We start from the raw sequence: 23,128 nt of genomic DNA, 5'->3' as shown, positions 1-23,128 counted from the left end.
AATTTAGGTAAACAAGAGACACATAAGAAATACATGTTGCTTGCTGATAAGAAAAACATGCGGTACTTTTGGATCACATGTTTATCAAAAAACTTTTTTTATGAACACCTCTGGAAAGCTACGCATCGACACTACCAACTCCGATCATATCATTTACAAACACACTCCAATGGAAATAGCAGTACTAGGTGGAATCAGATTAGAAGGCTTGGACAGAATGAGAGTAACCCTAAAGGTTCAGGTAGAGCATCTATCACTCAGACACAATCTGGATTTGTATAATGATAACCAGACTGAGAAGCTGATCCGGAAGATCGCAGAGCGGCTGGAGATCGGAACCAGTGTAGCGGCAGCAGCACTGACAGACTTGACAGATGAGCTGGAGAAGTACAGGCTGGAAGAAATCGAGCGCACTGTGTCCGCTGAAAATCAAAAGAAGTTATTGAGCACAGATGAGATAAAAGAAGCTCAGAGCTACTTGAAAGCTCCAAACCTGATGGCTCGCACAATGGAAGACATAGGAAGATCGGGAGTGATCGGAGAAGAGAGCAACAGGCTTTTGATGTACATCATCTTCACAAGTAGAAAGCGGGCAACCCCTCTGCATGTGATCAGCTTGGGAAGCTCAGGAAATGGAAAGACACACCTACAGGAAAAAGTAAGTGCACTCATACCGGATGAAGACAAACTGGAAATCACCAAGCTATCAGGAAATGCATTTTACTACTTCGGGCAACAGGAACTGAGAAACAAGCTCATACTCATTGAGGATATGGACGGAGCAGATGAAGTACTCTATCCACTCAGAGAGATCAAGAGTAAGAAGCAGATCACCAAGACGGTAGTAATCAAGAACACCAAAGGAGAAACCCGAACAGTAACCCTGAAAGTAGAAGGGCCAGTGTGTGTCTCAGGATGTACGACAAAAGAGAGTATGTATGAAGACAATGCAAACCGGAGCTTCCTGATCTATGTAGATGAAAGTGCAGAGCAGGACGAACGAATCATGAACTATCAAAGGAGGCTGAGTGCAGGAAAGGTTGATCTGTCGGAGCAGTGGGACATTATAGATGCTTTTAAAAACATGCAAAGAGTTCTGCAACCGATCACCGTACGAAACCCCTTTGCAGAGTATCTACACATCCCAAAGGAAGTGTTCAAACCCAGAAGGACAAATGCCCATTATCTGGCCTTCATAGAAGCGGTGACCTTTTATCATCAGTATCAGCGTGAGAGACAAGCAGACACCCTAACGGGTGAGGAATTTATAGAAACAACTATCGAGGATATCCAAGAGGCAAACAAGCTCATGAAGGAGATACTATTGAGGAAATCAGATGATCTAAATGGAGCGACCAGGAACTACTTCGAGCAGTTGAAGAGCTGGCTACAGAAAGAGGATAAGAACAGCTTTACGAATGCATCAGCCAGAAAGGAACTGAGAGTAAATGCGAGCAATCAAAAGCGTTACATGATCGCTTTGCAGGAATGGGGATTAGTTCAGAAAGTGAAGGGAGACAAGAAGAACGGCTTTAACTATGAGGTGACCACCTATGAAGATCAGAAGCAAAGGAATCAACGGATCGAAAGTGTGCTCGATAACATCGTGGATGAGATTAAGAAGTCCATGAAGCCCAAAAGAAGTTCAAAGGCATAAATGAACCACATATCAAGAATTACAGCACATATAGCCAGAAAATCAAAGTAGTTCACTCAGAATCCGAATCACCAACCGAATGAAAAAACTGATCCTTCAAAATGCCTCTTATCGCTACCTAGAGCAGAGTTTTAAGGAATGGCTCGACATACAAGGCTATGCGCCAAGTACGGTTTACAATCTACCCAATCACATCAGGGAGCTATTGCACTACCTCGAATCCAAAGACATCAACAACATCAAGGAACTGAACATCAAACACATTGAAAGATATTATCATCAACTAAAGGAAAGAGGAAACCAAAGGCGGGGCGGTGGCCTGAGCAATGCACACCTGAACAAACACATCCAGAGTCTGAGAAAGTTTACGAGCTACTTGCGAAAAGTGGGAAGACTGGAGATACCGGAAATCACTTTAAAGGATGAAGAAACAGTAAACAAGATCATCTATCTGACAGAAGAAGAAATCCGTCTGCTATTCAAGGCAACCTATCAGGAATGGGAAAAGAAACTCAATGTATCACCAGAAGTTAGTGAAGCAATCAGGGCAAGAGATCGGGCAATGCTGGCAGTGTTTTATGGCTGTGGGCTGAGAAGAAATGAAGGTGTAATGTTAGATGTCTGTGACATCAATTTTGATCGATCCGTGTTGCATGTTCGCAAAGGGAAGAACTACAAAGAACGCTTTGTTCCCATCAGCAAAACCAACTTGAAATACCTGACTGAATACATCTACGATCATCGGGGCGAGTTGACCAAAGGAGTTAAGACAGATGCGGTGTTCGTTGCTTACACGACCGCCAAGCGGATGCAGGGACAAAGCCTGTTCGTCCGCCTTAAGAACCTGCAATATCAAACAGGTGATCTGGACCTAATCGAGAAAGAGATCGGACTACACACACTCAGGCACTCCATAGCTACACACTTTTTACAGGCAGGAATGAAGCTGGAAAGCATCAGCAGGTTTTTAGGCCATAGCAGCTTGGAGAGCACACAGATCTACACCCATGTAGCAGGAATACCGATTGAGCGAGCACAGCCATTTAATAACATCAAGGAGTATGAAAGTATCAGACTATCAGAAGACGAGTTTTAGAGAGTACCTGAAATCAAAGGCATTTACCAGCAAGAGTATCGATAGAAGAATGGTAGTGATGCGCATGTTCTGGAAGTGGCTGGAAAAAGAGAACCTGGAAGCAGAAGAAGTGAGCTACAATGACCTGATGATGTACATGAAATACAAGAGCAGAAAAGGAGCGACACAACGAACGATCCAAGCTTATATGGGAATCATCAAACACTTTTATGAGCACCTGTTGAGAGAAGGAAAGATCAACGTGAACCCAGCTTCAGATGTAGAAGTAAAGGGTGTGAAGCGAAAGATGTTGTATCACATTTTAGAGCCGCATGAGCTTCAATCACTCTACAATCAGTATCCAATCGACACACCCAAAGAGATCAGGAATAAAGTGATGTTAGGGCTGTTAGTGAATCAGGGAGTGGCCACTGCAGAGCTATCGAGAATGGAAGTGAAAGATGTTGATCTTAGACAAGGAATAATAGATGTGAAAGGAAGTAGGAAAAGCAATGGAAGGAAGTTGAAACTGGAAGCTCATCAAGTAATGGAGATATACGATTATGTGATGAGAGTACGGGCAGAGATCAAGGAAATCAATCCAAAACGGAAGTATCAGGAACGGCAGGAAAATGAGAATCTGTTTATCGGTGATGGTGGCAATGCAAGCAACTTTAGCAACTACATGACCAGGCTGATGGTAAAGGTGAGAAAGATGAATCCAAGTGTTTTGAATGCGCAGCAACTACGAGCAAGTGTAATTACCAAGTGGCTAAGAATGTACAATCTGAGAGAGGTTCAATATCTGGCAGGACACAGATACATCAGCAGCACAGAAAGCTTTTTAGAGAATGATTTGATTGGCTTGAAAGAGGAAGTCCAGCAGTTCCATCCACTTGGTTAGAAAGTTGCTATCTATAATATATGACCTTTTTTAACTCTAAGGGATTTTTTTTAAAAGGATTAGGCGAGATAACAGAGCTCCCGTACCGAATGCGATTGCTTCAGATATGAGGTTGATAGATATATCTTTTAGGAACTCCATTGGCTGTAAAGATACAGAATATCAAGGCTAGAATTAAACGATATTAAACACTGGAATATCTGATCTGGACTTTTTTGCCCCGAAAAGAAAGATGTTGAAAAATAGAACTGGTTAAAAGGTGGTTAAACACCCTTCATTGATGATCCTCGAGGATACCCAATTAGATTTTTTTTAAAAGGTAGTATTTAGTGAATAGAGCCCCTGCACCAAAAGAAATGATGTCTGAAAGGAGGTTGACGAATATGTCTCTGATGAGCTCCATTGAAGTATAAAGATACTAAAATTTTAAATCGTACGATACATAAAAAGTGCCAAATGGCACTACTTGTACGCGTGTTATAGAGAAAGAAATGCGTACAAGTTGCCCCCGCTTCGTTCGGCTTAAGGCCTTCACCCCACAGGTAAAGCGGTGTTCGTCATCAGTTGGCTTGCATCCTTCACGCCAGACCTGTTCAGGAGCTTACAGCACCTTCCAGCCCTTCGGGTCTACGAGTCTGTCATGTAGGCTGCTTAGCCTGCCTTCTTCCTCACGGCTGTTACTGTGTCTGATGCCAGAGCTGACAACCCACAAACCCACCTCTGCCAGCACTGGCCACATCCACTCACAGCCCGTGTTAATGCGAGCCTGCTGGCTCAGTCGGACTGGCTAAAGCCACATTGCCAGGCGGGCTAATCGCCCTTCATCTGGCAGGCCTCCTTCGCACTCGCAGACGGCTCGCCGCACAAAATCCCAATGCTAGCTCAAGGCTGTTTTACCTGTCTTACCGCACAAGTTCACCACCACATGCCGCGCATCGGATCAATCACCACACAGAGAAAATGAGTAGCTGCTTGGCCCATCAACCCAATCAATGAATCCACGCAGATCAACGCATAGACCAAAGCTTCATTGATCGGTCTGATGTCAACTTTGCTTGGAAATAGCAAAAAGGAGGATGTGGACAATGGTAAGCAAGATGCATTCACACAGAGTGTGAAGTGTTATTGCATCTTGCTATTAATCATTTAGTTATGATTAACAGGATAGACCATAAGTGGTCTATTAATGGTCTAATTTTAGTCAGATTGTTCACTTAAATCAAACAGAGCAACTTTTATTGTACCATAAAATCCCTATTGCAGTGAATGTTCATCAATGATCATTGCCTGAAACCCATTGTAACTAATGCCAGTCAGTTGCAGAAAATGTCAATGAATGATAGTGTGAACCAAAGAAGCCCTGAACTGGACACGTGTATCCCGCAGGGTACTTTACATAATATGCTTATACAACCCGCAGGAGCAAATGAAATCAAACCAATCCGAGGAGCTTGTATAAGAGCATGTTATGTAAAAGTGAAAGGGAAGGGGTTCTTTGGGATAAAACTTTTCCACACTTCTTCAAAAACTTTTTCACTACTCAAAAAACGTGTTTGTTTATTTTGTATCTTTAATAGCGGGAAGCAATAATTAAAGAGAGCCCACACAGTAAATCGGAAATGATGTGCTGTGTGGGCTTTTTTATTGGCTAAAACTCACGTCCTAACACAGCTGTAGACGCTGGATTAGCTTGCTGAAAGTGTGTGTCCTGTGAGATTAAAATGAGTGTAAATACATTACCTCGATTGTGTTGTCCTACTGTGAAACGGATGAAAAAGCTATGATTGAATCGAAAAAATATCTGATGATAATATTCTTAAAAGAGTAGCCAGAAAATATTGATTGAAATAATAACATATATGAGCATAACAATAATAGTGATAGTACTAGTCATAGTGATTGGGCTATTAACAGCAATCTCTATTGCCCTTAAGCATAAGGGAGAGCTAGACTTGAATGCTGACTTTAAAAAGGGCCAGTTACGTATTAAGAAAAAGAAATGATGGATTATCTTCGCACCGGCATGAGCCAAAAAGTTCTTTTACATTTTTTTAGAGAGCACTAGAAGAAAATCTAAGTCCATCATTTTTTCGCATAGATTATACTCCCTTTGGGATGGGATTTAATAAGAGTCAAAGAGTAGCGAGTAAGGAGCAGAGGTTTAAGTTTGGAGGGAAAGAAGAACAAGAATGGAGAGTTCTGGATTTTGGAGCTAGAATGTATGATGCTTCTATTGGAAGATGGAATGTGCCAGATGCATTAAGCGATGAACAAACAAGTTGGACAGTTTATAGATATGGGTTTAGTAACCCAATCAATTTCGTAGATGAAGACGGAAATATTGAATGGCCAGTTCGTGGTAAATACTTGCATAGAATGCATAATCATACAAGAGTTAGTTACACACACTATAAACGAGCTATGCAAAGTTTAGGTCATGTAGCACAAACTTATAACTATGCATATCGGCAAATTGGCGCGACTAATAGCTTATCTTCAACTCAGTTAGATGCTTACAATAGGGGAGATTTGGCAGTTGTTAATTCTGACTTTTTCAGAATCAGGAATGTTGGATCGTCTCCTCATATTGGAGTTGACTTTAAAGCTAATTTCGGAAGTGATTTATACTCCTTAGACGATGGTACAGTTGTTGCTACTGGTTTTTCTAATTCAACTGGGAAGTTCATTGTAGTAGAGTATCCTAACGGTGATAGGGTGAGGTTTATGCATTTAAATACAATTGGTGTAAGCAAAGGTGACACTGTCTATGAAGGTCAGGTAATTGGGGCTACCGGTAATAGTGGAGCTTATTACAGTAAAAAAAGAGGGAAGAAAGTTAATTATCCTGCCCACTTACATGTTGATGCAGTCAATAAAGACGGTGAACTAGTAAACCCACTAACAAGGGGGTATGGTGCAGTCAATAATAAGCAATTTTTTGAATGGTTTGAAGGTGATTACCGAAAGCTGAGGGATTGGAAGCAAGGATTAAATAACGGGCTAATCAAGACTTATAATCAGTCTGACTATACTTATGATGAATGGAGAGAAATAATAATTGGAATAGGAATAAATTGATATCATTATGCTAATTGAAATACTATTATCAACTTTATTGACTTTGCAACAAGATCCTTTTCTCATAACGGATAATAAAGTTGGACAATACTCTTTTTGTGATGACGTGGAGCTGTTTAGAGGTGAAGTAATTGAAGATAATGAATACGATGTAAAAATCGTGAGTTTGGGTGATGAAGTTTGGATTGCCTTTGACTTTAATGAGGCAGGAATATTTAGAATAGAAACCAACTCCTCAAAGTATTCGCTTGAGTCAGGTATATGTCCTGGTTCTTCGATTCCTGACTTATTTAAGATCTACCCAAATATCGTGCTAGACATGTCATTCGGAATTTCATTCAAGTTAGTCAATGAGGAAATTTATTTTTCGGTAGATAAGGATTTTGGTGACCAAAAAGAATTAGAAACCTACTTAGCAGAATATGGTTTGGAGAAGCTCATTGAGGAATATTTCGCTGATGCTGATGTTTTCTCGATTATAGTAGTAGGTTCTTGTTAATTAAACTCAAATCAAACAGTCGCTCAGGTATCCCCCTAGCTAGCGCGAGCTTGTAGCTCGTGCAAAACAGAACTAAGAATGAAGAAAGAAAAATGAATGGACAACCTTATCGCGCAAGTCTCCCTTATCGCGCAAGTCTTCCTGCGAGGGGAATGAGTGAGAGAGAGACTTGGGCGAAGTTTTGAAGACATTACACCCCCTCAGAGTCACTTGGGGTTGGAGAAGAGAGGGAAAGGACTCTGAGGAACAAAGAAAAGAGAATAGAAAAAGAAAAATATAGCAACACAAATCCTCAGAGTTCTCTGCGAGTAACTCTGAGGGAGAATAGTAATAATGAGGATTGGAACAGGTTTGTTGATCAAATGGGCGGTAAAAAAAGTAAAGTGAATTTTGCAATTCAAATTTTAAGATAATCATGAAACGTTTTCTAATACCCTTGATTTTGCTTCTATTTTTTTTTCAAATTAAAGGTCAATCATTGCTAATCAATGAATACAGAAAATCTGGTTATTCTCGAGTTTCAGACCTTTCAATATTCAATTTAGCGGATGGATCGAAGGAATCATTGCCGATAGAATTGGGAAATGAATGGTGGTTAAGTGATAGAATGATTTTTTCTGTTATTAAAGCTGGAATTATGAAGGTTAGCTTGAATGATCAAAGTTCTGACACTTTATCCATTGAAGGATATATTTCTGCTGCAGATGGAACATCAAGTTATACCATAATATCCATTTCAAAAACTGAAGTAGATTCACAGTTTGGAAATATTGTTGAAAAACAATATTGGAATGGAAACAATGTAAGAGTTGCCAATTACGACAAATTAATACTTGGGTTAAAAATGTCTTGGGATGAAGCGAAAGTAGCTATAGTTACTGAGGATGATGATTCATTTAAGCAACTATATATTCATGACTTAAATAGGGGAACTAAGATGATATTAGCAGAATTTTCTAGTTCAGAATACCTCGGAGGTAAGGATCAACCAATACTGCTTCAATGGACTGATGATAATAAATTGATTTATAGCATAATAGATGAAATGAATGAAGAACAACGGTACTATTGTTCAGCTCAAGGAAATGAACTAAAGTTGCTTTTTAGTCACGAGTATGATGGAGAGATGAGCGACTTTTTTTATTTCTACAAGGATAAAATTTATAAACTCAAGCGGAGCAATTATGACTACACACAACTCCTTTCTATTAATATGAAAACAGGTGAAAGAGAAATTGCTATGAGTTTAAATGAGGGCAATACTTTTAGCTCATTAGCCGGATTTATTATAAGGTAATGTTCTTACCCCCCCCTCAGAGACACATGGGGATGGAAGGGAGAAAGGGAAAGGACTCTGAGGAACAAAAGTGAATAGAATAAGAAAACATTACACCCCCTCAGAGTCACTTGGGGCTGGAAAGTAGAAAAGGAAAGGACTCTGAGGAATAAAAGAAAAAGAGAATAGAATAAGAAAACATAACAACAAAAGCCTCAGAGTTCTCTGCGAGTAACTCTGAGGGAGAAAGGAAGACAAAGAACAAAACGCATTGAGCACACATACTCAACATATCGAAATAAACGAACCATATTTTTGCACAATCACGTGTTATATGTGGCTTCCACTTTTTGAGCTTTCTCAAGTATATGATGAAGTTTATAATTGGTTTGACCATCTGATAAAGGATGGATGTCATATCTTAGGCTATGTCATCATGCCCAATCACCTGCATTGTATACTCTTCCCAACAAATCAAGAAAAACCATTAAACAAGCTTGTGGCTGAAGGAAAGCGGTTCATGGCCTATGGAATCGTTAAGCGGCTCAAGAAAAATCAGCAGTCAGAAATTCTAGATAAACTTTCAGATGGAGTTCAGGAAAATGAAATAAAGAAAGGCAAAAAGCATCAAGTTTTCCGCCTATCCTTTGACGCCAAAATGTGCAATAACATATCCATGCTAGAAACCAAGTTGGATTATGCCCATAGAAATCCGGTAAGCGGAAAATGGAATTTGGCAGAGGACTATACCGACTATGTTCATTCAAGTGCATCCTTTTATGATAAAGGAAAGGATAATAAATATGTATCTCATTATAAAAGACTCATGAATGAAATTGAGATCTAGAACCATGAAGTTATATACCTCAGAGTACTCTTCGAGTAACTCTGAGGGAAGGAAGAATCTGAGAATGAAATTTATGATGAAGAAATCAATTATAACCCTATTTCTAAGCGTGTTGTGTCTTACAGGATTCGGCCAGGCAGAGCCTCGTGTAGGCATAAAGTTTGGCTATAGCCGAACCAGAGGCAGTGCGTCAGGTGACGGTACGAACAACGTGGAGTATTCGGCAGGAAACGGAGCATCAGTTGGAATCTTTCGGGATTTTAAACTGGGAAACTCTATAGGTCTGGAATCCGGGTTAATCTTTGATCATTATCAAACCAATTATTTCGTCCCTTTTGTAGAGGCAAAAGACATGTTCTCATACCTTTCCATACCTGTGATTTTACAATTCCAGACCAGCAGTACTTTCAATATAAATACAGGGCCTCAGCTGGGTATACTGGTAGCTGCAAAAGCTAAAAGTGGGAGCCAGGAAGAGGATGTTAAAGAATTTACCAAAGGATCCATGATTAATTGGGCAGTAGGCATTGAATTTAATACAAAAGCTAATCTGGATTTTGGATTCCGCTACTTAGTAGGACTAACGGATATCAATGATGCAAAAGACATCATAAACGCTACTTATAAACTAAACACCTTGCAGGTTTATCTGGGCTGCAGGTTGTAGAAAGAAAGAAACAAAGATTTAGAAATACATACTCACATCTATACACCATGAAAGTTAGATACATCGCATTACTGGTAGTTATTTTTTTAAAGTTAGAGGCATTTGCACAGGAACTACCTGAGGTATTACCTCCTTCACCTACAGTAGGTAACTTAATGACGTTTGAAGAAGTCCCTATTGATTACCATACCGGGCAACCGAATATTACGATTCCATTATTGTCAAAGCAGGCTCATCCTGATTTGACCATGAATGCTGTACTAAGATACTCAACACAAGGAGTGAAGGTAGATGCCCACTCAGGTTGGGTAGGTACAGGTTGGTCCTTAAGTGCAGGAGGGGTTGTATCAAGGACGATAAGAGGATTACCGGATCACTACAATTTCAGTGATAAAAAGGGGGTTTTGCATATTCCGAATTTCTGGAATTATGATAACCTGACTCAAGACGAAAAAGATGAATATAGATGGAACGTATTAGGAACAAGCGCTATCCGACTCGACTCTGAGTTAGACCTGTACCAGTTCAGCGTAAATGGAATGTCCGGGAGGTTTGTGGTCATTCTTGAAGGTAATGAGTTGAAAGCGAAAATGATATCATCCGTAAGCAACATCAAAATCAACCTTGATTATGATCCGGTTACAAGAAAAATAAATGCATTTGAACTAATAGACACCAAAGGGTTAAAATATCAGTTTTCTCAAAAAGAAAGCACATTTTCTAAATTCTTCACTGCCACCATGACCCAAATAGGCACACCTAAACTGGTTTTTTCCGGATCTTCCGGTTCATTTGGCGGAGGTGAAACCATAATACATCGTAATGAGAAAGGTGAAGTTATCGAAAATTCAGAAATATACATACCAGGAGGGATCAATTGGGAAGGTGTCTCTATGGATGATGGTGGTTTTGATTATAACTTTTCGGAAGATGAATATACGGCGACAAGTGCATGGCATTTGACATCAATCCAGACTTATAATGATCAAACACTTGTTGATCTTTCATACGTCACAGATAATGTTTCCTATGAGGTAAGCAAGTCTTTTACTGAAAGTAGAATCTTGAATGTATTTGGTGCTTCCAGAGAAAATGTTCTAGGTAACCTATACAATAGAGGTTTGCTGGAACCGCTTAAAAAAGTTTCTTTTCATCAGGTCCAAATTTCCACTGCCAAACTAGATTCAGTGAAGTTCAAAGATGGAGTCAGCTGGGTACTATCTATTGATACTGAAACCACCCACCCAGAAACAAATGGAAAAATACTGCACACTATAGAAGAACGTGAAGCTGGCAATCCTGTCAGAAAATTTGAGTTGGAAACTGATGAAGTGGCGGATCGATTATGGCTTACTGGTATTATTGATACAGACTTGAAAACCAATGAGGAAAGAAGGTATGATTTAAGCTATAATGACAGGGCTAATCTAAATAGTTATGGTCAGTTCAGAGATATTTGGGGTTACAACAATGCTCCAATTAATCCTCAATATGACCCGGAAACCCCTGTTCCATTTGATGAAACATTGATCACAAAAGGTTTACTTTCCTCCATTACCTATCCTACAGGAGGTTCTCAGCATTATGAGTTTGAGCACCACTCATTTTCACATGCTGAAGGTAAGGAAATTCAATACGAGGACTATATTGAGAGTCCTCAAAACTTCACTTACAGGAGCAATAACATGAACCTTTCCGGGTCCTATGATTTAACAGCGTCGAGCGGGTTCATCGCGTCTGAAGTGATCCATTTGACACATAATCAAAGTGTGCTGATCAAAATCCCACAGCTGCAGGCAGATCAAGATCTTATTGATAATATGAGAATAGTAATCTTAGATAGCGATGGTAACCAGGAAAATCAGGCCGGAATAGATACCGAACGAGGTACAAGCCTTGATCTTACGTCAGGTACTAAAACTATTAGGCTTGAGGCATTAAATGCGGATACATATACTATAGAAGGAACAATCAGAACTTACTATAAGGAACTAAATGCATCCCTGGATCAATTTATACTTGGCGGTGGGGTCAGAATAAAATCAATAGAATTTAAAGAAGGATTGGGGTTACTAAGAAAGTTCAATTATTCATATAATGAGATAGGTAATTCATTAAAATCCTCCGGTGCTATAGACGCAATTCTGGGGAATTTGAGATTAGAGTACAACCATACAATTACAAAGTCACTCTTCAATCATCCAACTAATTATGCACAGTTTTTCAAACCTATAGATATACAATATGCCGTTGCTACTCAGAATGGTGTAAATGCAGCTATATCAAAAGGAGAGTATGTTACCTACAGGAATGTGAAAGTGGAGGAGACTGGCAATGGCTATACGGTATATCATTATACCAATGCTGAGGATTACCCACTTCCTTTGGCTTCTTTTGAGTTGCCTATTTCTGCCCCATCACCTGATATCGATTTTCAAAGAGGTTTGTTAGTTAAGCAAGAAGTTTTTGATGCTAATGATCATATATTAAAAAGTGATTCAATTGCCTACTCGTTTAAACTGGATACGGTCGGCATTTCTTATAAGATAGCAGACTTAAAAACATCTCCTTACAAGCAGTTTTATGATAGCTATGAAAACAACGAAAATGGATTCCCCGCTAGGAATGTTCCTAAGGGTCCGTATGGAGAAGATTTGTATCCCCAACCATTCAATGCACCGCCATTGCCTACGGTTGATGAAATTTACGTAGCGGGTGAGGAACATACCATAGGTTGGGCGAAGCAAGTCAAAAAAATCAGCAAGGAGTTCACCTATGATGTACATGAAAATCAGCACGTCATGATTCGTAAGGAGACATTTCAATACAATAATGAAAACCACCAGCCTCGTTCGATCAAAATTCATCTAGCTGAAGGAGGTGATTCTGTTTTTTATGAAACTACAAATTACTATCCGGTGGGGTCAGTACCTGCAAATTATACGGCCTTGAACGGGTTGAACGCACTAGCTTCAATAAATCGTGTGAATGATATCGTCTATACTAAGCAACAGAAATTAGTAGGGTCAAATGAAGTTGCATTACCGATAAGCACATCCATGAATGTGTATAGTTCATTAGCAAACAATGTAGTTGGTTTGATGGAAACACATTCTGCCGTTGGTGCTGAAGACCTTGAAAAAAGACTTGAAATTCATGCCTATGATCAATATGGAAATATATTAGAGGTTTCAAAATATGGTTCTACAGGGTCAGATATGCATATTGTGTATTTGTGGGGGTATAACCATTCTGTTCCTGTTGTTAAAATAAATGATGTTACACTTTCTGAAATAGATCAAACAATTAGGAATAACATTGGTACAGCCAATGAAAGTACCCTCGTCAGTTATGTGAATTCATTGAGGACTTCTTTTCCTGACAAACAGGTAACATCTTTCATTTATGACGAAGGACTAAGGCTAATAGAAGTCAAGGATGTGAATGAATTTAAAACATCATATGAATATGATGGCATGGGAAGATTGCTACGTATAAAAGATAATGATGACAATATCATTAAGGAGGTAACTTACAATACGAAAAATTAACCGCCCGATTTTCTAACTTGTAAAGGTGAAGGTTGTAGCGATCATAGGGTGTTTTATTATTGGTTTGGGTTGGTCAACCGCTCAGATCAAGTTTGATGTAAAGCTTTCGGAAAAGCACTTAAAGAAAGTGGAGCAATCAAAGGATGCCCGATCTAAGCTCAAAGCTTATAACGAGCTTTATGAAAAGGACAGCATTAAAGCTGCCAAGAAAGCCTGGAAAGATTATAAGTCGGAGAATAAAGACAGTTTAAAGTCTGTTGGCAAATGGAAGGAAGCGAGGAAACACCAAAAGGAGATTCTGTTAGGAAAGTGGAAGAAGGGAAATAAGCAAAAGCTTGTTTTGGATTTAGCCGGTTTCCAGGAACCTGAGGATTCGTTGGGTTGGGCTTTGCATACATTGGCCAAGCAGGGGGATTTTGAACAAATACAGCAGATCTACGAATCATATGGACAATATGATTCTGCTTATTTAGACCGATTTCATCCGGATTCGATTTTGTTGGATAGTGTGGATCTAGTTGAAAGATTTGGGCTTAAGAAGCAAATTGAACCCTACCTTCCTAAAGAACTCAAACAGCAAAGCGATAAAAAGATTGAAGATCAACTGATGTTCAACACATTGGATCAAAACGGAAACATTAAGAAGATTGATCGATCCGGAGTAAAGAAGTTCTTTAAGAATGTCGATCCTCACGAGTTTAGCAAATCTCAGCTCTCCATGAAGGTGGCTAAGGAGAAATTCTCAGATTTACCAAGTTTGGAAAAGAAGGAAGAAGGGATCAGACGAAAATCATTGCAGGGAACACCTATAAAGAAACGTTTTTTTCTGAATGGCAACATTACCATTCAATCAACCGATCCAATAATCGTTGATAATAACTTCCAGATTGGCTATCAATGGAATAAATCTTTTGCTACAGGAATAGGCCTCTTATTGAGGGAGCAAGTCAACGGACGAGAATCTACCTCCCTAACTGGTGATGCACATGGGTTTAGCTTTTTTACCAGCTACGATATCATGAAAGGATTCTTTCTTTATGGAGAATACCGACTGGTCAGGAATAAGTCACTTTTTCAGGAAGCAGTCAAGCCAGCGTTTTGGCAGTATGCCGTTTTACTTGGCGCAGGTCGCAAGTTTAGAATATCTAAAAAGGTAACGCTTAGTGTACTACTTGTCTACGACCTCAATCACAAAAACAACACCCTCAATCAGCGGCCCTTCACTCCAAGGATAGGATATACGATTGGATTTTAGCAGATGATCTATCCCCCTTTAGGGGGTATGGGGGTTTCGGCAGTTTCATTACTTTTTTATCATTTCGCCTCAAGAGAAATCTTTCTTCTTAATTAGATAGATTCTTAGCTTAACATTCTAAAGAAATGCCTTTTCCCCCTTCAGGGGGCTAGGGGGTGACAGGGAAATCTTCACACCAGGTCTGCTCAGGTGATTCACTATTTAAGATTCCTTCACCACCTACCTCAGCTTCGGAATGACGATTATGATGGATATCTATCCCCCTTTAGGGGGTATGGGGGTTTTGGCAGTTTTGCCCTAATGTCGTGGAAGTTACTTCCATGACAAATTGTGTGACATCAAAGGATTGATTGAATGTTGAATTGAGGTACGCGTTGTAAACGTGTACCAGCACTTTTTTTCAACATAGAATAATTTATTGTAGGAACAACCTGCGCATAGAGAACGGTAAAAGAATTATTACAAAAAATTGAATGTTATAATCTCCAATAAATCGTTAATTTGTAGAAAAGCAGTCAAAATGAATAGTGTAGCTGAATTACAATTACAACTTCATCAAGTCATTGATACAATCAAAGACGAAGAAAAGCTCTCGGCTGTTTATACAATCCTGAAAGGCTCTACAGGTCCATTTTCGCCTATGAGTTTGGATGAATATGTCAGTGCAATAGATGAATCCAGACAACAAATTAAAGATGGAAAATCTACTGATGTTGAAGATCTCGAAAAGGAATCTGAAAATTGGTGAAGAAAAAAGTCATTTGGTCTGATAGAGCCAAAGAATCCCTAAAGTATCATCACGATTTCATTAAGCAGGATTCTGTTGCTGCTGCTAGGCAAGTAAGAAAGGAAATTATTCAGGCTTCCAAATCACTAAACCTGAACCCAGAGAAGTATCAACTTGATGAGTACTATTTGAATAATCCGGGAAATATTCGCAGATATTTTAGATGGAGCTACAGAATTGTGTATCAGGTAAATGAAAAGACCATTGACATTCTCAATGTAATTCATACTAGTCAAGAGCCTAATACCACTTAATCCACACTCGTGCCTCGATGAAAACATCACTCTTTTCTCCTGCTCGTCTGCAATGGTCCCAAATGGCGCGGAAGCTACTTCGTGACAAATTGTTGGACCATATTTTTCAGCCTTCAGCCCTCGTGAGTACGCGTCTGAAATGAAGCTTTCAAATATTCCATGGAATTACGGGGTTAGAAGTAATTCCTTCCACCTCTCCACCAATCCATCTGAAGCATCAAATAGTGGTGGTTTCACTGTTCGTTTGCAAATGCCGATTGCTTCAAGTCCTGCTTTGAGTGAGCTGGGATTGCCTTCTTCAGCAAGCATAGCATAGGCAGATCTGAGTGTATCATTCATCTTATTTGCATGATCAAAATCACCACTTAGCGTAGCATTTACCATATCAGTGTATGCTTTCGGCATTAGATTCCCAATAACTGAAATCACACCTTCACCACCCATTTTGATAATATCGTGGGCGAGCCCATCATCTCCGGATAGCAGCATAAATCCATCCGGGCGATTGTCAGCTATCTGTTGGCATTGATCCAGATCACCGGAAGCTTCCTTCATAGCGATGATGTTTGGATTTTTAGCCAGCTCGAGCGTAGTTGCTGCTTTCATATTCGAGGCAGTTCTGGAGGGAACATTATAGAGAATGATCGGGTAGGGGAATGCATCAGCAAGCATCTGGTAGTGCCTGACGATACCCTGTTGAGACGGTTTGTTATAATAAGGACTAGCGGAAAGTATGGCAGCTAAATCGAATGATTTGAGGTCATTCGATTTCTCAATCAGATCAAAGGTATTATTACCCCCAAGACCAAAAACAACGGGTTTACTTCCCTTGAGGTGTGCGATTACAAATCCTAATATTTCTAATTTCTCCTTCCATGAGAAAACCGGGGATTCACCGGTAGTTCCCTGTACTACAATGTAATCAGCGTTTCCATCAACAATATGATCCAATAGCTTACCCAATGAAGGATAGTCAATGGTGTAATCTGCGTTCATTGGTGTTGCCAGAGCCACACCTGTTCCTTTCAATTCTGCTTTCATTGTTTACAAAGGTAGAGATGAAAGTAAATAGTTTAGTGTAACAGCACAATCTGTTTTTTGCAATCTTAAATTTTTGATAGATCATGCGCCCCTCTCTAATTATAGAGAGGGGCCGGGGGTGAGTCATTCAAACTTCATTACTTTCATCCTGATTAAGACAGTATGCTAGCGAAATCGTCAATTATTTTGATAAGCATAAACTCCCCTCTCTAATTTTAGAGGGCTGGGGGTGAGTTAATTCATATCATTTTCAAATACCTCACCATATTCGTAACCGCCTTCGGCTTACTCTCTTCCATTTTTAATGAAAGCTGCAAGAGGTCATAATACTCCTCAGTCTCAAAACCTATTTTGCATATTGCTTTGCTAATGGCTAATACATACTTGTAATTGATGTTGCATGAGGTGTCAAGAGAGATAAGAAAATCAAAAGACTGCTTGATAAAAAACTCCAGGTTGTCTTTTTTAATGGTGCCGGTATTGGAAACGTCTTTTTTATGAAAAATTAAGGGATCTTCCAGAGGCTTTTCAACGTATCCAATCTTTGCCACGCTTTTACCGTCGGTTTTTAGCAACTCCTCCAGTTTGTTTACTGTTTCTGAGCTAAACTCATCGGCATTATAAAGTATACCAATATTGGATGCTTCAGTGTATGTGCAATGTTCCTTGTCGGCAGTGGTTGGTTTGCCTTTATGTTTAAGGAATAGGTTTTTAATCATTCTGTAAAAGTTCTCTAAATGATGACTCGTCCAAAATAGTTATTCCTAACGAATCAGCTTTTTCTTTTTTGGCCGGACCCATATTTGCGCCAGCCACTAAATAATTGGTTTTGAAAGAAATGCTGCTAGCTACTTTTCCTCCATGTTGTTTAATAATGTTTTTCAATTCATCCCTCCCAAATTCTTCAAACACGCCGGAAACCACAAAGGTGATGCCTTTCAGTTTATCGTCAGTGCCTTCTTTTCGGACTATTTCAAATGATAAACCCGCTTCCTTTAAAGCCTCAATCATGGCTCTGTTATCTTCATTTTTGAAGTAGGATACCACGCTCTCTGCAATACGAACGCCTATTTCATGCACAGCCACTATTTCATCAAATGACGCATTCATTAGACGATCAATTGTGACAAAATGTTGAGCAAGTTTTTCAGCTACTGTCTTTCCTACGTATCGAATACCTAAACCGAAAAGCACCCGCTCAAAAGGTATTTCTTTTGATTTCTCGATTGAGGCGATGATGTTCTTGGCTGATTTTTCCTTGATTGACCTTTTTGTTACCTCACCGGAGACCTCATCCACTTCTTCGAACTGAAGGTTATTGATATCATCAAAAGTGAGCGCATACAAGTCTGATAGGTTTTTAATGAGTCCCTTACTTAAGAATCCTGCGATGGTGCGCGGACCGAGCGATTCAATGTCCATCGCATTTCTGCTGATAAAATGCTCAATTCTCCCTTGAACCTGCGGAGGACAGGTTTCCTGATTTGGGCAATAATGCTGCGCTTCCCCTTCTTTTCTTATTAGCTCCGTGTTACATTCAGGGCACTTGTCAATGTACTGTACTTGTTCAGAGTCTTCCGGTCTGCTTTTCAAGTTGACACTCGTGATTTTAGGAATGATTTCACCTCCCTTTTCCACATTTACCTGATCACCGATCCGTACCCCAAGTCGTTCAATTTCATTGGCATTATGAAGAGATGCTCGTTTCACCGTGGTTCCTGCCAGAAGTACGGGTTCCAACTCAGCAACTGGTGTTATTGCGCCAGTTCGTCCTACCTGATAGGAAATGTCATTCAAAGTGGTCACTGCAGATTCAGCTTTGAATTTATAGGAAATAGCCCATCGAGGATTCTTAGCTGTAAAGCCTAATTCAGATTGCTGAGCGATGCTGTTTACCTTCAGAACGATACCATCTGTCTCAACACTGAGTTTATGCCTCTCCTTGTCCCAATGGTTAATGTATTCCAGTACTTCTTCGATGGTCTTGCATTTACTGTAAGTCTGCGAAACATTAAAGCCGACCTTTTCTAAAAACTTCAATGACGCTTCGTGTGTGTCAAAAGTGTTGGAATCGTCTAAATAGGAATACAGGTAGCAATCCAGTTTTCGATTGGCGACTATACTTGAATCCTGCATTTTCAATGTGCCGGATGTTGTATTTCTGGCATTTGCATAAAGTGTAAGGGGCGATTTTCCTTCTGATACACGCTGTTCATTCTCCTTCTTCACCTGATCGTTGAGAATGATGAACTGCTCTTTCGGCATAAATACTTCACCTCTGACCTCAAATGATGCAGGATAATCATTTCCCGGAAGTTTTAGAGGTATGGATCGAATGGTTTTTACATTGGTGGTAATGTCATCGCCTTTTGTTCCATCCCCTCGGGTAATTCCTTTAGCCAAAACACCATTTTCATATCGTAGGCTTATGGCTACACCATCGAATTTCAATTCACAGATGTACTCATAGTCATCGGTACCCAAGCCCTTTTTTACTCGACCGTCAAAGTCTGTAAGCTCCTCTTTCGAATAGGTATTGCCCAATGATAGCATCGGGTATTTATGAGGCACAGTTTCAAACTCTTTGGTTATGTCTCCACCAACTCTGGTAGTAGGAGAGTGAGCGAGCTTTAATTCAGGGTAAGCTTGCTCTAATCTCTCTAACTCTTTTAGCTGAGTATCAAACTCATAGTCTGAAATAGCAGGCTGACTTTTTTGATAGTAGAGGTAATTATGATGATTTAATTCCTCTGTAAGTGTTTCTATTCGCTTTTTGGCTTCTTCCTGATTCATCGAAAACAAATCTATTTCATTCACAGGATTTCTCTTTCGAAATTTTGTCAAGTCTGTCTTCAACGTCTAATTTCGTAGGCTTTCAACCGCACAGCTTTGTACAAGAAGGATATTATTTTATCTCAGGCATTTAATATGTTCATGTCCGATGGGATTCGTAAAACCACCATCGATAAAATTGCTCATGAGCTACACATGAGTAAAAAAACCATTTATTTGCTTTTCCAGACAAAGGACAACCTACTGTTTCAGTCGTTCAAATGGAAGCTGGATCGAATGGCCGGATATGGGAATCGGATCATTAAAATGGATATTTCTGCCATTGAAAAATTGCTAAAACTACTCAGAGCCATTCATTTGGAATTAAAAAACATCACGATTGAAGGGTTGAAAAGCACATATAGTTACAGAGATCAGACCAATGAAATACTTGAGGAGTATCTCAAAGGAGCTGTTTTTGAGCGATTCAAAGCCTTGATTCAAAAGTGTCATGAAGAGGAATTGCTTATAAGTAAAGTAGATATTAATACCATGCTACTGACTTATTGGGAAACACTAAGTTCATTTATTTTCGGTAGGCCTGCCGGGAAGCTGATTGAGTCTACCATTACGAGACCATTTAACGAGCACTTGAATATTCAATTGATTAATTTTTTTCGAGGTTTTCTTAATGAGGAAGGGGTAAGAAAATTTGATTCAGCTCTTTCAAAGGATCCGATCCTTTCTGAGCATTATGCATAACCGCTAAACTATCTTTGCATCATGCAAACCTTCAAAGATCATTTGGAATCACTTCCGATTTTTTCTACTGTCTCAAAAGCAGCTGAAAAACTAGGATATGAAGCATACGTTGTTGGTGGCTATGTTCGTGACCTCTTTTTAAAAAGAACTTCCAAAGACATAGACTTTGTTTGTGTGGGTAGTGGTATTGCTCTTGCAAAGGAGGTAGCCAAAATGCTAGGTGATGATGTTAACCTTTCTACGTTTAAGAATTTTGGAACTGCCGCTATACATCATGATGGATTTGAATATGAGTTTGTAGGTGCACGAAAGGAGTCTTACAGAAAAGATTCCCGCAATCCGGTAGTGGAAGACGGTACGCTTGAAGATGACCAAAATCGTAGGGATTTTACGATAAATGCAATGGCCATTAGCCTCAATCAATCAGACTATGGAAGCCTGGTTGATCCTTTTGATGGCATGAAGGATTTGCGAAGTATGCTTATGCGTACACCTCTTGATCCCGGCGTTACATTTTCAGATGATCCACTTCGAATGATGCGAGCGATTCGTTTTGCCAGCCAGCTACAATTTGATATTGAGCCGGATACTTTTCAGGGAATTATTGATCATGTAGATCGCATATCGATCATTTCACAGGAAAGAATTACAGATGAACTGAATAAGATCATCTTAACAGAGAAGCCTTCTTATGGTTTTCAACTACTCTTTCACAGTGGCTTGCTTAAACTGATTTTTCCTGAAATGGCTGATCTTCAGGGTGTTGAAAAAATCAATGGTAAGGGACATAAAGATAATTTTTATCATACACTCCAGGTGTTGGATAATATCTGTAAAATGACGGATGATTTATGGTTGAGATGGGCCGCAATCTTACATGATATTGCCAAGCCTGCTACGCAGCGTTTTCATGAAAAAGCAGGATGGACGTTTCATGGCCATGAAGACTTGGGTGCTAAATGGGTTCCTAAGATATTTAAACGGATGAAGCTGCCTCTTGATGATCGTATGAAGTACGTGCAGAAACTCGTAAGGCTTCACTTACGGCCAATCGCACTGGTAAATGATAAAGTGACTGATTCAGCCATCCGCAGAATGGTTTTTGAGGCTGGTAATGATGTGGGTGACTTAATGACATTGTGCAAAGCGGATGTTACTTCCAAAAATCCTGAGCGGGTAAAGAAGTATCAAGGCAACTTTAAAAAGGTCGAAAAGAAGATCAGAGAGGTGGAGGAGCGTGATCGGATAATGAATTTTAACCCGCCTATATCAGGGAAGCAGATCATCGAAGTGTTTAATATAAAGCCGTCCAAAGTTGTTGGAGATATTAAAAGTGAAATTAAAGAAGCAATATTAGAAGGTCAGATCAAAAATGATGAAAAGGAGGCATTTCAGCTAATGTTGAGACTGGGAGAAAAGCACGGATTAACACCGTCTCAAAAATACCTTTCGACCTCTAAAAACGATTAACTATGTTTGCAGCCCTATTCGCTAAATAGATAACTATATGAAAAAAATATTATTTGCATTAATGATTGTTGTTTCAGGTGCTATTTCTGCACAAAGTCTTGAAAAAGCACCAGGTGATTCTATTCCATGGGAGCTTAGAAAGCAATCATTCATTTACAATACCGCCAAAATCTTCAATGATCCTGTTGTTGCCAGAACGGCACTTTACAGTCTTCTGTCAGAAAATCCTAACAATGTAGCGCTCTATGATTCTTTGGCGATACTTTATTTCCAATACAATCAACATGCGTCAGCTGCGCTGGTTGCACAACAGGCATTGCAAATAAATCCGGATGATCAGTTTGCAATGGAAATTGCAGCAACCAGTCTGGACAAACTTGGTGCTAAAGACCGTTCCTTAAATTTTTATGAAAAGCTGTATTTAGCTACCGGTCAGATCAATACGCTTTATAAAGTAGCATTCCTTCAGTTTGAATTGGATAGGTATGCTGAGTCAAATACTTCATTGGATATCATTATTGGAGATCCACAAGCTGAAGAGTTTTCTATTCGGTTCCCAACACAAGATGGTGCTGGACAGAATGTCTCTTTAAAAGTTGCCTCTCATCGTGTGAAAGCAATGATTTTGGAAGATAAAGGAGATATCGAAGGAGCTAAGAAGAAGTATTTGGAAGTTCTGGAAATGCAACCGGGATTCCAGATTGTGCAGCAGCAATTGAGAGAAATGACTAAACCAAAGACTGAGGGAGAGTAAGTTACTCTTCCGCTTTATTTTTGAGTAGCTCCAGCCAACCAAGCAATTCATCATAGACTTTTTGGTGGTTCTGTGCAAGAACCACCATTGCTCCCTGAAATGATGCACTTACAGTAGCTATGGTTTGCCCTTCGTCCGATTCAAGCGTCCATACATAGATACGTTTCACGAATTTTGCTTTGCTGGTCCATGCTAATAGTGCAGGTTTCTTTACTACCTGTATTTGAGATATACCATGGGTACGACCCTGAACCCACTTAAATGTGGTTCCCTCTGCTATTTCGCCTTCCAGGGTAACCTTTTTGATTTCAGGATTCCAGTTGGGCCAGTCTTCCATATCTGTGAGAATGTCCCATACCTTATCAATGTTTGCATTAATGATTGTTGAATGCGAGTCTCGAATGCTCGCATTCTCATTAATCATCCCTTTTTTGGCAAGCTCGTTTAGTTTCTTCATCGATAGTTAGTCGGCTGTGACT

At 39.6% G+C, this 23,128-nt stretch carries 21 protein-coding genes; 16 read left to right on the top strand and 5 right to left on the bottom strand.

Going from position 1 to position 23,128, the window contains the following annotated elements:
- Positions 1-100: 100 nt before the first annotated feature.
- From ACQK2H_RS12045 to ACQK2H_RS12035, 3 genes are all read left to right on the top strand, one after another.
- Positions 101-1,657: a hypothetical protein gene (locus ACQK2H_RS12045; RefSeq protein ID WP_425391697.1), complete on the top strand. Its 1,557-nt coding sequence runs from the start codon at positions 101-103 to the stop codon at positions 1,655-1,657.
- Positions 1,658-1,736: 79 nt separating this feature from the next.
- A complete protein-coding gene (locus ACQK2H_RS12040; protein ID WP_425391696.1) occupies positions 1,737-2,753 on the top strand; it encodes a tyrosine-type recombinase/integrase in 1,017 nt (338 codons plus the stop codon).
- Entirely contained in the window at positions 2,719-3,636 is a 918-nt protein-coding gene (locus ACQK2H_RS12035) for a tyrosine-type recombinase/integrase (RefSeq protein WP_425391695.1), read from the top strand. Before ACQK2H_RS12040 ends, ACQK2H_RS12035 begins: the two co-directional genes overlap by 35 nt.
- A 915-nt stretch (positions 3,637-4,551) precedes the next feature.
- Here ACQK2H_RS12035 and ACQK2H_RS12030 read toward each other — a convergent pair.
- Complete coding sequence (locus ACQK2H_RS12030) at positions 4,552-4,743, bottom strand: hypothetical protein (RefSeq protein ID WP_425391694.1); 192 nt, start codon at positions 4,741-4,743, stop codon at positions 4,552-4,554.
- Positions 4,744-5,495: 752 nt separating this feature from the next.
- On the opposite strand from ACQK2H_RS12030, the gene ACQK2H_RS12025 reads away from it, so the two are divergent.
- The 10 genes from ACQK2H_RS12025 to ACQK2H_RS11980 all read left to right on the top strand — a co-directional run bounded on the left by ACQK2H_RS12025 (position 5,496) and on the right by ACQK2H_RS11980 (position 15,850).
- Entirely contained in the window at positions 5,496-5,639 is a 144-nt protein-coding gene (locus ACQK2H_RS12025) for a hypothetical protein (protein ID WP_425391693.1), read from the top strand.
- Positions 5,640-5,730: 91 nt separating this feature from the next.
- Entirely contained in the window at positions 5,731-6,714 is a 984-nt protein-coding gene (locus tag ACQK2H_RS12020) for a peptidoglycan DD-metalloendopeptidase family protein (RefSeq protein ID WP_425393138.1), read from the top strand.
- Between the two features lie 7 nt (positions 6,715-6,721).
- Entirely contained in the window at positions 6,722-7,213 is a 492-nt protein-coding gene (locus ACQK2H_RS12015; protein WP_425391692.1) for a hypothetical protein, read from the top strand.
- Positions 7,214-7,628: 415 nt separating this feature from the next.
- A complete protein-coding gene (locus tag ACQK2H_RS12010) occupies positions 7,629-8,510 on the top strand; it encodes a hypothetical protein (protein ID WP_425391691.1) in 882 nt (293 codons plus the stop codon).
- Positions 8,511-8,823: 313 nt separating this feature from the next.
- The gene (locus ACQK2H_RS12005; RefSeq protein WP_425391690.1) at positions 8,824-9,336 is read left to right on the top strand and encodes a hypothetical protein; all 513 of its coding nucleotides are present in this window, start codon (positions 8,824-8,826) and stop codon (positions 9,334-9,336) included.
- Positions 9,320-10,003 carry a porin family protein gene (locus ACQK2H_RS12000; RefSeq protein WP_425391689.1) on the top strand — a complete coding sequence of 228 codons (684 nt, stop codon included), beginning with the start codon at positions 9,320-9,322 and terminating at the stop codon, positions 10,001-10,003. The genes ACQK2H_RS12005 and ACQK2H_RS12000 overlap by 17 nt, the downstream gene beginning before the upstream one ends.
- Positions 10,004-10,050: 47 nt before the next feature.
- Complete coding sequence (locus tag ACQK2H_RS11995) at positions 10,051-13,554, top strand: RHS repeat domain-containing protein (RefSeq protein WP_425391688.1); 3,504 nt, start codon at positions 10,051-10,053, stop codon at positions 13,552-13,554.
- A gap of 25 nt (positions 13,555-13,579) precedes the next feature.
- Positions 13,580-14,809 carry a hypothetical protein gene (locus ACQK2H_RS11990; protein ID WP_425391687.1) on the top strand — a complete coding sequence of 410 codons (1,230 nt, stop codon included), beginning with the start codon at positions 13,580-13,582 and terminating at the stop codon, positions 14,807-14,809.
- A 520-nt stretch (positions 14,810-15,329) separates the two neighbouring features.
- Positions 15,330-15,557 carry a hypothetical protein gene (locus tag ACQK2H_RS11985; RefSeq protein WP_425391686.1) on the top strand — a complete coding sequence of 76 codons (228 nt, stop codon included), beginning with the start codon at positions 15,330-15,332 and terminating at the stop codon, positions 15,555-15,557.
- Complete coding sequence (locus ACQK2H_RS11980) at positions 15,554-15,850, top strand: type II toxin-antitoxin system RelE/ParE family toxin (RefSeq protein WP_425391685.1); 297 nt, start codon at positions 15,554-15,556, stop codon at positions 15,848-15,850. Before ACQK2H_RS11985 ends, ACQK2H_RS11980 begins: the two co-directional genes overlap by 4 nt.
- 165 nt (positions 15,851-16,015) lie before the next feature.
- On the opposite strand, the gene dapA is transcribed toward ACQK2H_RS11980, so the two are convergent.
- The 3 genes from dapA to ligA all read right to left on the bottom strand — a co-directional run bounded on the left by dapA (position 16,016) and on the right by ligA (position 19,684).
- The gene (gene dapA / locus ACQK2H_RS11975) at positions 16,016-16,891 is read right to left on the bottom strand and encodes a 4-hydroxy-tetrahydrodipicolinate synthase (RefSeq protein ID WP_425391684.1); all 876 of its coding nucleotides are present in this window, start codon (positions 16,889-16,891) and stop codon (positions 16,016-16,018) included.
- A gap of 239 nt (positions 16,892-17,130) precedes the next feature.
- Entirely contained in the window at positions 17,131-17,610 is a 480-nt protein-coding gene (locus tag ACQK2H_RS11970) for a DUF6913 domain-containing protein (RefSeq protein ID WP_425391683.1), read from the bottom strand.
- The gene (ligA, locus tag ACQK2H_RS11965; protein WP_425391682.1) at positions 17,603-19,684 is read right to left on the bottom strand and encodes an NAD-dependent DNA ligase LigA; all 2,082 of its coding nucleotides are present in this window, start codon (positions 19,682-19,684) and stop codon (positions 17,603-17,605) included. The genes ACQK2H_RS11970 and ligA overlap by 8 nt, the downstream gene beginning before the upstream one ends.
- A 96-nt stretch (positions 19,685-19,780) precedes the next feature.
- Between ligA and ACQK2H_RS11960 the strand changes: the two genes are divergently transcribed.
- From ACQK2H_RS11960 to ACQK2H_RS11950, 3 genes are read left to right on the top strand one after another with little or no spacing between them, the layout of a single operon-like run.
- Positions 19,781-20,425, top strand: a complete 645-nt coding sequence (locus ACQK2H_RS11960) for a TetR/AcrR family transcriptional regulator (protein WP_425391681.1) — start codon at positions 19,781-19,783, stop codon at positions 20,423-20,425.
- Positions 20,426-20,446: 21 nt separating this feature from the next.
- On the top strand, positions 20,447-21,895 hold the full coding sequence (locus ACQK2H_RS11955) for a CCA tRNA nucleotidyltransferase (protein ID WP_425391680.1): 1,449 nt from the start codon (positions 20,447-20,449) through the stop codon (positions 21,893-21,895).
- Positions 21,896-21,932: 37 nt separating this feature from the next.
- Positions 21,933-22,649, top strand: coding sequence for a tetratricopeptide repeat protein (locus ACQK2H_RS11950; protein WP_425391679.1), 717 nt, complete (start codon positions 21,933-21,935; stop codon positions 22,647-22,649).
- A 1-nt stretch (position 22,650) separates the two neighbouring features.
- On the opposite strand, the gene ACQK2H_RS11945 is transcribed toward ACQK2H_RS11950, so the two are convergent.
- Entirely contained in the window at positions 22,651-23,106 is a 456-nt protein-coding gene (locus ACQK2H_RS11945) for an SRPBCC family protein (RefSeq protein ID WP_425391678.1), read from the bottom strand.
- Positions 23,107-23,128: the final 22 nt, after the last annotated feature.

The organism is Ekhidna sp. (assembly GCF_965228795.1).
Classification (GTDB): domain Bacteria; phylum Bacteroidota; class Bacteroidia; order Cytophagales; family Cyclobacteriaceae; genus Ekhidna.
Note: the sequence above shows the minus strand (reverse complement) of the source record. Positions and strands in the feature narration are given on the sequence as shown.